10 protein-coding genes are annotated in these 8,486 nt (G+C 62.5%); 6 read left to right on the top strand and 4 right to left on the bottom strand.

Annotation, left to right across the window (positions count from 1 at the left end):
• Together ENZ75_RS12650 and ENZ75_RS12645 are read left to right on the top strand one after the other, a co-directional pair.
• The coding region (locus tag ENZ75_RS12650; RefSeq protein WP_164887798.1) for a nucleotidyltransferase family protein at positions 1-726 on the top strand (726 nt) is incomplete at its 5' end.
• Between the two features lie 32 nt (positions 727-758).
• Positions 759-1,649, top strand: a complete 891-nt coding sequence (locus tag ENZ75_RS12645; RefSeq protein ID WP_063167829.1) for a phospholipase — start codon at positions 759-761, stop codon at positions 1,647-1,649.
• 27 nt (positions 1,650-1,676) lie between these two features.
• Here the strand turns inward: ENZ75_RS12645 and ENZ75_RS12640 are convergent, their stop codons facing one another.
• Complete coding sequence (locus ENZ75_RS12640) at positions 1,677-2,729, bottom strand: DUF1176 domain-containing protein (protein ID WP_063167830.1); 1,053 nt, start codon at positions 2,727-2,729, stop codon at positions 1,677-1,679.
• Between the two features lie 138 nt (positions 2,730-2,867).
• On the opposite strand from ENZ75_RS12640, the gene ENZ75_RS12635 reads away from it, so the two are divergent.
• On the top strand, positions 2,868-3,374 hold the full coding sequence (locus tag ENZ75_RS12635; protein WP_063167831.1) for a DUF1993 family protein: 507 nt from the start codon (positions 2,868-2,870) through the stop codon (positions 3,372-3,374).
• A gap of 61 nt (positions 3,375-3,435) precedes the next feature.
• Here ENZ75_RS12635 and ENZ75_RS12630 read toward each other — a convergent pair whose 3' ends face one another.
• Positions 3,436-3,600 carry a hypothetical protein gene (locus ENZ75_RS12630; protein WP_023810361.1) on the bottom strand — a complete coding sequence of 55 codons (165 nt, stop codon included), beginning with the start codon at positions 3,598-3,600 and terminating at the stop codon, positions 3,436-3,438.
• A gap of 309 nt (positions 3,601-3,909) precedes the next feature.
• On the opposite strand from ENZ75_RS12630, the gene ENZ75_RS12625 reads away from it, so the two are divergent.
• From ENZ75_RS12625 to ENZ75_RS12615, 3 genes are all read left to right on the top strand, one after another.
• On the top strand, positions 3,910-4,365 hold the full coding sequence (locus ENZ75_RS12625) for a hypothetical protein (protein ID WP_081714352.1): 456 nt from the start codon (positions 3,910-3,912) through the stop codon (positions 4,363-4,365).
• 113 nt (positions 4,366-4,478) lie between these two features.
• On the top strand, positions 4,479-5,546 hold the full coding sequence (locus tag ENZ75_RS12620) for an aldo/keto reductase (RefSeq protein ID WP_027162642.1): 1,068 nt from the start codon (positions 4,479-4,481) through the stop codon (positions 5,544-5,546).
• 51 nt (positions 5,547-5,597) lie between these two features.
• Positions 5,598-6,863 carry a cysteine desulfurase-like protein gene (locus ENZ75_RS12615; RefSeq protein ID WP_063167832.1) on the top strand — a complete coding sequence of 422 codons (1,266 nt, stop codon included), beginning with the start codon at positions 5,598-5,600 and terminating at the stop codon, positions 6,861-6,863.
• Between the two features lie 15 nt (positions 6,864-6,878).
• On the opposite strand, the gene ENZ75_RS12610 is transcribed toward ENZ75_RS12615, so the two are convergent.
• The gene (locus ENZ75_RS12610) at positions 6,879-7,907 is read right to left on the bottom strand and encodes a histone deacetylase family protein (protein WP_063167833.1); all 1,029 of its coding nucleotides are present in this window, start codon (positions 7,905-7,907) and stop codon (positions 6,879-6,881) included.
• Positions 7,904-8,416 carry a GNAT family N-acetyltransferase gene (locus tag ENZ75_RS12605; protein WP_013532101.1) on the bottom strand — a complete coding sequence of 171 codons (513 nt, stop codon included), beginning with the start codon at positions 8,414-8,416 and terminating at the stop codon, positions 7,904-7,906. The genes ENZ75_RS12610 and ENZ75_RS12605 overlap by 4 nt, the downstream gene beginning before the upstream one ends.
• Positions 8,417-8,486: the final 70 nt, after the last annotated feature.

The raw sequence follows: 8,486 nt of genomic DNA, 5'->3' as shown, positions 1-8,486 counted from the left end.
GTGCTGGACCGATTGATCGCCGGTCTCGACGTGACCGCCAGGGATATTGCCGGCATGGGGGTCGGCGGGCTGCTGATGGAAATCCCCACACGGCCGCAGCCGCGCGAACCGCTGCCGGCCAAATCTCAGCTGAAGGTCGGCATCGTGCTGCTGGCGGCCGGCCGGTCGAGCCGCATGGGCGGGCCGAACAAGCTGTTGGCGCTGTTCGACGGCAAGCCGCTGGTGCGCCGCACCGCCGAGCGGGCGCTTGGCTCGAAGGCGTCCAGAACTGTCGTCGTCACCGGCCACCAGCGCGAGCGGGTGCGCGCTGCGCTGGCGGGCCTCGACGTGACCTTCGCCGACAATCCTGATTTTACCGACGGCTTGTCCACGTCGCTGAAGGCCGGCATTGCCTATCTGCCGGAGGACTCCGCCGGTGTGATGATCGCGCTCGGCGACATGCCCGATATCACGTCCGACGATCTCGACAGCTTGATCGATGCGTTCCGCAAGGGCGGCGGCAATGCGGTGGTCCGCGCTTCGCATGACGGCAAGCGCGGCAATCCGGTGCTGTTGCCGCGTTCGCTGTTTCCGGCGATCGCCCATCTGGAGGGCGACACCGGTGCACGCCATCTGGTCGAGACCGAAGGGCTCGATGTCATCGATGTCGAGATCGGCGCGGCGGCGTCTGTCGATGTCGACACGCGCGAGGCGCTGGAAGGCGCCGGCGGTGTGCTGCAGGATTGACAAACCCAAGCCGAATTACGCATGCGTTGGGTATGTCTTTTCGCCGCCAAATTTTCTGTGCCTTTGCAGTCACGACCGCGTTGCTGTCGTCGGCCGCGCAAAGTCAGACGCTGTCCCTAAAACCCTTCAAGGACGATCTCTTCGCCTATCCGCCCACGCTGTCGTCCGACAGCAACGGTGCCTACACGGTCATCGACTACCGCGAGATGCGCGACATCAACCAGCGTGACCAGGTGCCCGAGCGGCGGGTGAACGCCCAATATACCGACGCCAGCGTGCGCAAGGTGCAGCAGGATCTGTTGCTGAAAACCGACGCCGGCGATATCAGGCATTTCGCCGTCGGCAAGACCGAGGGCGCCGGCATCATCGTGCTTTACCTGCACGGGCAGGGCGGCAGCCGCAAGCAAGGCGTCGACGACTTCACCTTCGGCGGCAATTTCAACCGGCTCAAGAACCTGATGGCCAGCAATGGCGGCCTCTACCTTAGCCCGGATTTTACCGATTTCGGCGACAAGGGAGCAGCGCAGGTGGCAGCGCTGATCGGTCACTATGCCGACCGGTCGCCAGGCGCGAAGATCTTCGTTGCCTGCGGATCGATGGGTGGTGCGCTGTGCTGGAAGCTTGCCGCGCGCAAGGACATGGGCGGCCGCATCAACGGCCTGCTGCTGCTCGGCTCGCTATGGGATGAGAGCTTTTTCACCAGCCCAGCATTCAAGCGCCGTGTGCCGGTCTTTTTCGGCCAGGGCAGTCACGACGTGGTCTTCCCAGTGGCAAATCAGGAGGCATTCTTTCGCTCGATCCTGGCCAAATCGAAGACTTACCCGACCCGTTTCGTTCGTTTCGAGACCGGCACCCATGGCACCCCGATCCGCATGACCGACTGGCGCGGCACGCTCAACTGGATGCTGTCGAAGTCGCCCTGACAGGCTGCCTGCAAGCCCGTGTGACGCTCAAGGCGCAGTGTTGTAGTCGACGACAGTCTCGGGATTTTGCTCGCCGTCATATGATGCATCGACGTCGTACTGGACCAGCGAGAAATTGCCGTTGCGGAACAGATACGTGCCGGCGTCGGAAGCATCGCCGACCCCGCGCCACTTGTTGAACGTGGTGATCGTCTGGGTGGCCTCGTCATAGTCGGAATTGACCGCCCAGCCGGACGTCTGGAAACCGACGATGCTCATGCCCAGCAATTTGCCGTTGCTGTCATTGTTCTCGTAGCGGATGTCCATCTTGGGTTCGGCGAATTGCAATTGCTGCACGGCCGATGTCTCGTCGGTCATATAATAGACCGAGCTTTCATTGTAGGCGGCGGCCGAGCAGGAAAAATGGAACAGCCGCGTCTCCTTGTCGGGGTCGCCGGGCTGCGCATCCTTGTCCTTGTATTTGATTGAAAAGACCGTCGGCTCGTCGGCCAGGAACTGTTTGTCGCACTGGCCGCCATAGGTTGCCAGAAACGCCTTCTTTGCCTGCTCCAGCGCAGTGTCCTTCTTCGGTGGCGGCGGCCCATCGCCGCAGCTTGGCGGCAGCGCCTCCTCGAAATCGGCGGCGGAGGGTTTCAGTGCCCCCTTCTCGATGTGGATCGGATCGAAGGGTGGCTCCGCCTGGATCTGGGCATTCACCTGGCGCAGCGTGTAGCAGCCCGCAAAAACCTTTTCGCCGCCGCTCTTGTCGGTGGCGCGGATGGCGATGGGCACGTTGTAGAAAATGCTGCCGGCCGCCCCTTCGTCGGAAACCGCCCCGGTCAAGACCTCGACCTTGTCGGTGCCGTCATAGCCCTTGACGAAACTGTCGAAATCCTTTGCCGGTTTTGTATCGCCGAAATACCCCCAGGCGCGAGCGAATTCGTGCCGGCTGATGGCGCTGTAGAGCGAACGCACAACAGCATCGGCGCTCGACCGGTCGTCGACATAGGGCGTTTCGCGGGCATCTTCGGCTGCCAAGGTCGTTTGACCGATCGGGGCAAGGGAGAGAAAGGCAGTCGCTGCGAAAAGGGCGCATCTCATCGGGAACCTCCGCTCGATAAGAGGATTCTACGACGGCGATTGCGGCAACGTGGTGACGCGGCGTCGGCGGCCTTGAAAAATCCTGCACGAAGGCGCTACGTCGCGTCCGCCGGCGCTGGGCCGGGCAGGAGATTTGACGTGACGATATCGATGTATGAGGCATCCGTGCCGGTGTTTTCGGCCAGGCTGAAAGCGCTTTCCAATGTGCTTGCGACCGCCGAACAGAATGCGCTGGACCGCAAGATAGACCCGCAGGTTTTTCTGACGGCGCGGCTGGCGCCGGACATGTTCGCCTTGACCAGGCAGGTGCAGATCGCCACCGATCATGCCAAGGGCGCGCCGTCACGGCTCGCCGGCCGCGAAGTGCCGAAATACGAGGACAATGAGGCGAGTTTTGCCGATGTCCAGGCTCGCATCACGAAGACGCTCGACCTTCTCGCGACATTTTCGGCTGCCGAATTCGACGGCTCCGATGACAAGATCATCGAGCTGAAGCTTGGTGGACGCGAAAGCTCGATGCCCGGCCTGCAGTATCTGCTGCATGTGGCCATGCCCAACTTCTATTTCCATCTCACCACGGCTTACGACATCCTTCGCCACAATGGCGTACCGTTGGGCAAGGCGACGTTCCTGGGATCGCGCTAAGGAATTGAATTTTTTGGAGGTGTCCCGGACCGATCCGGGACATCCTGAACACCGGATGCAGCTAGCGAATGGACATTTCGCGGGCGATGCGGGGGAAGTCGGCCGGCTTGATCCCTATGTCGGCGCGGTCGGCATTGCTCATCGAATGAAGCAGCGCGAGCGCCGAGCGGTATCTCAGATGTTCCTGTGGCCGAGGCCGGGCGAACATTTCAGTGAAGAAACCCATGATTCAAGCCCCAAATTGGTCCTCCACGGCTGCCAATATAGGTGAATCGTGACAATTGTGCAGTGCAGCATTTGCATACCTGCCATGTCTTGGCGATTTTTTTCGCCATTTTCCGCAACCGGGTGAAACTTTTGCTGACGCGCATCGTAGCCTCGAATGCTGGCTGCATGGCTGCCACGAGGCGACGGCTAAATTCATTGAGATCGGTGCCATGCATTTTTAACGAGCCGGTTCTATGCTTCGATACCCGAATGGTCGGGCGAGGGGGAGGCTGACATCGCTACTGGCGCCAAGCGGGATTTCGCTTCGTTGCTCGACGACCTCTTCATCGCCCCCGACAAGAATGGCGAGGGCGAAGAGGCCGGCGCTCGTCCATCCATCCCGTTCGACTATCTTTCGGTGGCCGATGAACTCCATTCCGGCCGCATCAAGGTTTCCGCTGCCGAATATCGCGAGGCGGGCGCGGATCTGGCGACCGAATTCGCCGCTTTGCTCGATCATGCCAAGCTGGTTCTCGCCGGCGAAGAGCCAAAGCCCGAGGAAAAACTGCCGCCGATCGATCCCGAAGCCATCGCCGTCGAACTCGGCCTCAATCAGCCCAAGCAGGTCGCCGATTTCGGCCGTATGCGCCGCAGCTTTGCCTTTGCCAACCATCCCGACCGCGTCGCCCCACATTTGCGCCAGCGCGCCATGATCCGCATGCAAGTGGCCAACATGCTGATCGACGAGGCCAAGCGTCGTGCACTGGCCGGTGCTCGCCGCTAACCCGGCTGGTTCACGCAAAAGTCGGCCTGGCGAGGCTTGGAGAGCGGCTCTGCTTTGCCTATAGATGCGGCTCCTCCGCGCAGTCGCGCCAGCCTTCCTCCGGAGCCGAATCCATGCACAAACGCCGTCTCGGTCGGACCGATCTTCTTGTTACCCAGATCTGCCTGGGCTCCATGACCTGGGGCCAGCAGAACACCGAGGCCGAAGGCCACGCCCAGATGGACCTGGCTTTCTCGCGCGGCGTCAATTTCATCGACACCGCCGAGCTCTATCCGATCCCGCCCAAGGCGGAGACGCAGGGGCGGACCGAAAAGATCATCGGCAGCTGGATGAAGGCCAAGGGCAACCGCGACAAGGTGATCTTGGCCTCGAAGGTCGTCGGCCGCACGGCCAACAGCTGGTTTCGCGGCGACAGGCCGTCGCAACTGGTGCGCGCCGATATCTTTGACGCCATCGACAAGTCGCTGACCAAGCTCGGCACCGACTACATCGACCTCTATCAGATCCACTGGCCGGAGCGGGATATCCCCTGGGGCGCCAACCCGACGCGCGTCGGCGCCGTGTCGCCGCGCGCCGATTCCGTCGGCGCACCGGCCGGCGAAACGCCGATCGCCGAGACGCTTGCCGTGTTTGACGAATTGGTGAAGGCAGGAAAGATTCGGCATTTCGGCCTGTCGAACGAGAGTTCCTGGGGCGTGATGCGGTTCCTTGCCGAAGCCGACAAGGGTATCGGCCCGCGCGTCGCGTCGATCCAGAACGCCTACAATCTCGTCAACCGCACCTTCGAGGTGAATCTCGCCGAGGTCTGCGAGCGCGAGCAGGTGTCGCTGCTGCCCTATTCGCCGCTGGCGCAGGGCTATCTCACCGGCAAGTACGACCACGGCGCGCGGCCTCAGGGCTCGCGCACGCAGCTGTTCAATCGCGGCCAGCGCTACGAGACGCCAGGTGCCGCCGAGGCACAACTCGAATACAATGAGCTGGCGCGCTCCTTTGGCCTGGAGCCGGCACTGTTTGCCAACGCCTTTGTCTCGAGCCGGCCGTTCGTGACCTCGAACATCGTCGGCGCGACGACCGTTGCGCAGCTCGATATGGCGCTGTCTTCCGTCGACGTCGTCTGGACCGACGAAATGCAGAAGGCGGTGGATGCGATCCACCAGCGGGTCGGCAATCCCTGTCCTTGAACGGGGATTTCTGGCCGAATATCCAACGATTACAATGGGAGAAGGGCGGCAATGAATTTTCCGATCGAGGCTATCCGGGGGAAATTTCCCGCTCTCTCTCTGACCGACAAGGGCCGCCGCCGCATCTATCTCGACAACCCTGCCGGCACGCAGGTGCCACAGGCAGTGGCGGATGCGGTATCGCGCTGTCTCTTGACCACCAATGCGAACCTTGGCGGCTACTTCGAAACGACGATTGCCGCGCAGGCCGTCGTCGATGAGGCACATGAGGCCATGGCCGATTTCCTCGGCGCCGCAAGCCCTGAGGAAATCGTCATCGGCGCCAACATGACGACGCTGACCTACCACATCTCGCGCACGCTCGGCCGCACGATGCAGCCCGGCGACGAGATCATCCTCACCCGCATGGACCATGAGGGCAACGTCTCGCCCTGGCTGCAACTGGCCGAGGATCACGGCCTCGTCGTGTGCTGGCTGCCGTTCGACGAAACCAGCTGGCAGGTCGAGGAGGCGACGCTGGCTGGCTTGCTTTCGGAGAAGACACGGCTGGTCGCGTTGAACTACGCCAGCAATTTGACCGGTTCGATCAACCGGGTGAAGGCGCTGACTGCGATAGCCAGGAATGCCGGTGCGCTGGTCTATGTCGATGCTGTCCAATTCGCGCCGCACGGGCTGATCGACGTGCAGGAGCTCGGCTGCGATTTCCTGATCTGCTCGGCCTACAAATTCTTCGGACCGCATATGGGCATATTGTGGGGCCGGCGCGACGTCATCGATGACTTGCAGCCCTATAAATGCCGCTGTTCGTCGAATGGCCTGCCGGAGCGGTTCGAACTCGGCACGCCGCAGATCGAGCTGATGGCCGGCCTCACCGCCGCAGTCGACTACTTTGCCGACCTTGGCGCGGCGGCGGGCGAGGGCGGTTCAAGAAGGCAGAAGATCGCCAAGGCGTTCGCGGCTTCGATCGCGTACGAAAACCCGCTGGCGCAACAACTGATCGACGGCCTGTCCGATATCGAGGGCTTGACCGTCCACGGCATCACCGACCCGAAGCGGCTCGGCGATCGCGTGCCGACGGTTTCCTTCACGGTCGAGCGCATCGTGCCGGAGACAATCGTGCGGCAGATGAACGCCGAAAACATCTTCCTGTGGTCCGGTCACAACTACGCCTGGGAGATCGTCCACCAGCTCGGCATTCCAGCCGAGCATGGCGTCGTGCGCATCGGCATTGCTCACTACAACACGGCAGCCGAAATCGACGAAACGCTGGAAAGTGTGCATCGGGTCATCGCCATGCTCAGGCAGCAGCGCTCCTAACGCTGGCTTGAGCACTCACCGCATCTTGCCGCCGAAGCCGGTGAGGAACGCGGTGAGATTGTCGCCGAGTTTGTCGCAGAGGTAGCCGCCCTCCTGGACGATGACCGTCGGCAGGTCGAGCTTTGCGATGGCCTCGCCGATGCGCGAGAAGCCAGGCGTCGTCACCGAAAGTCCGCCGAACGGATCGCCCTCGAACGCGTCGAGGCCGAGCGCCACAACGAGCGCGTCGGGCGAAAAGGCACGGATACGCTGGAAGGCCACCTCGAGCGCTTCGAGAAACGCCGCGTCGGCGGATTTGCGCGGCAGCGGCAGGTTGAAATTGTAGCCGAGGCCGGGCCCTTCGCCGCGCTCGTCGGCATGGCCCCAGAAGAACGGATAGAAGCGCACCGGATCGGCGTGCAGTGAGACGGTCAGCACATCCGGCCGTGCATAGAAGATGCCTTGCGTGCCGTTGCCGTGATGCAGGTCGACATCGAGGATCGCCACCCGTGCGGCCCGTTTGCGCAGAACCTGCGCCGCGACGGCCGAATTGTTGATGAAACAGAAGCCGCCGGCAACATCGGCAAAGGCATGGTGGCCGGGAGGGCGGCACAGCGCGTAGGCGGCCGGTGCGCCTGATATCACCGCCTCGGCCGCATCGACCGCGCTCCAGGCGCTCCATAGCGCGCTCTGCCATGTCTCGCCCGAGATCGGGCAGGCGGTGTCGGCCATGTGATAGCCGGCCTGGCCGACCGCCGAGGCCGGATAGGAGCCGTTGCGCGCGATCGGATGGATGTTGGGGATCACTTCGGCCGAAGCGCCCTCGATGCGCTGCCAGCGCGCGTAGATATGCTCGAGGAAATCCAGATATTCCGGCGTGTGCACCGCCGCGGCCGGGCCGAGCCCATGATCCCGAGGTCGCTCGATCGTGCAACCCGCAGATAGTGCGCCGACTAACAATCTCTCGATGCGCTCCGGCTTTTCCGGATTGGGCTGTGCCGCGCCGCTCGAAAGAAAGGCCCTGGGGTCGTGGCGCTTCTGTTCCTCGGCATAGAAGGCTTTCATTCCTGATCCCCGTTTTCCGGCGCGTCGGCGAAAGCAAAGAAGGCCTCGCCGATGATTTTTTGGGTCTGTTCGTAGCTCGACCAGGCGATGCCCAGCCTCTCGTAGAAGGCCTTGGCCCCTTCATTGTCGGTGTCGACGGACAGCCGGAGATAGACGCCGCCTTCCTTCCGGCACTGCGCCGCAACACGCCGCAGCAGCCGCTCGCCGATCTTGCGGCCGCGAAAACGATCCTCGACATAGAGGTCCTGCACATAGACGCCAGGCCGCCCCATCCATGTCGAAAAGATCGGGAAATGCAGGCAAAGGCCGGCAAACTCGCCGCCCACTTCGGCGATCAGGGTGGAGAAAGCGGGCTTTTCACCAAAGCCGTAGGTGCGCAAATCATCTGCTGTCGAAATGATCTCCTCCGGCGCACCGATATGCGTGCCGAGTTTCAGGATCGCGGCGTGGATGGTTTCGACGTCTTCCACTCGGCCGGGGCGGAGGCGGATTTTGGGCGAGGCAATCATTTCAGGTTCATCTCAGATCAGCATCGCAAAACGCCACCCGGTCGCCGACCTTGAGCGCCAGCATGTCGCG

It is taken from the genome of Mesorhizobium sp. M7A.F.Ca.CA.002.04.1.1 (genome assembly GCF_004022805.1).
GTDB classification, from domain to species: domain Bacteria; phylum Pseudomonadota; class Alphaproteobacteria; order Rhizobiales; family Rhizobiaceae; genus Mesorhizobium; species Mesorhizobium ciceri.
Note: the sequence above shows the minus strand (reverse complement) of the source record. Positions and strands in the feature narration are given on the sequence as shown.

Bases quoted from the DNA above. Each gene is read 5' to 3' on its own strand.
- ENZ75_RS12645 (WP_063167829.1), top strand. From the start codon at position 759: ATGTCTTTTCGCCGCCAAATTTTCTGTGCCTTTGCAGTCACGACCGCG.
- ENZ75_RS12640 (WP_063167830.1), bottom strand. From the start codon at position 2,729: ATGAGATGCGCCCTTTTCGCAGCGACTGCCTTTCTCTCCCTTGCCCCG.
- ENZ75_RS12630 (WP_023810361.1), bottom strand. From the start codon at position 3,600: ATGGGTTTCTTCACTGAAATGTTCGCCCGGCCTCGGCCACAGGAACAT.
- ENZ75_RS12620 (WP_027162642.1), top strand. From the start codon at position 4,479: ATGCACAAACGCCGTCTCGGTCGGACCGATCTTCTTGTTACCCAGATC.
- ENZ75_RS12615 (WP_063167832.1), top strand. From the start codon at position 5,598: ATGAATTTTCCGATCGAGGCTATCCGGGGGAAATTTCCCGCTCTCTCT.
- ENZ75_RS12610 (WP_063167833.1), bottom strand. From the start codon at position 7,907: ATGAAAGCCTTCTATGCCGAGGAACAGAAGCGCCACGACCCCAGGGCC.
- ENZ75_RS12605 (WP_013532101.1), bottom strand. From the start codon at position 8,416: ATGATTGCCTCGCCCAAAATCCGCCTCCGCCCCGGCCGAGTGGAAGAC.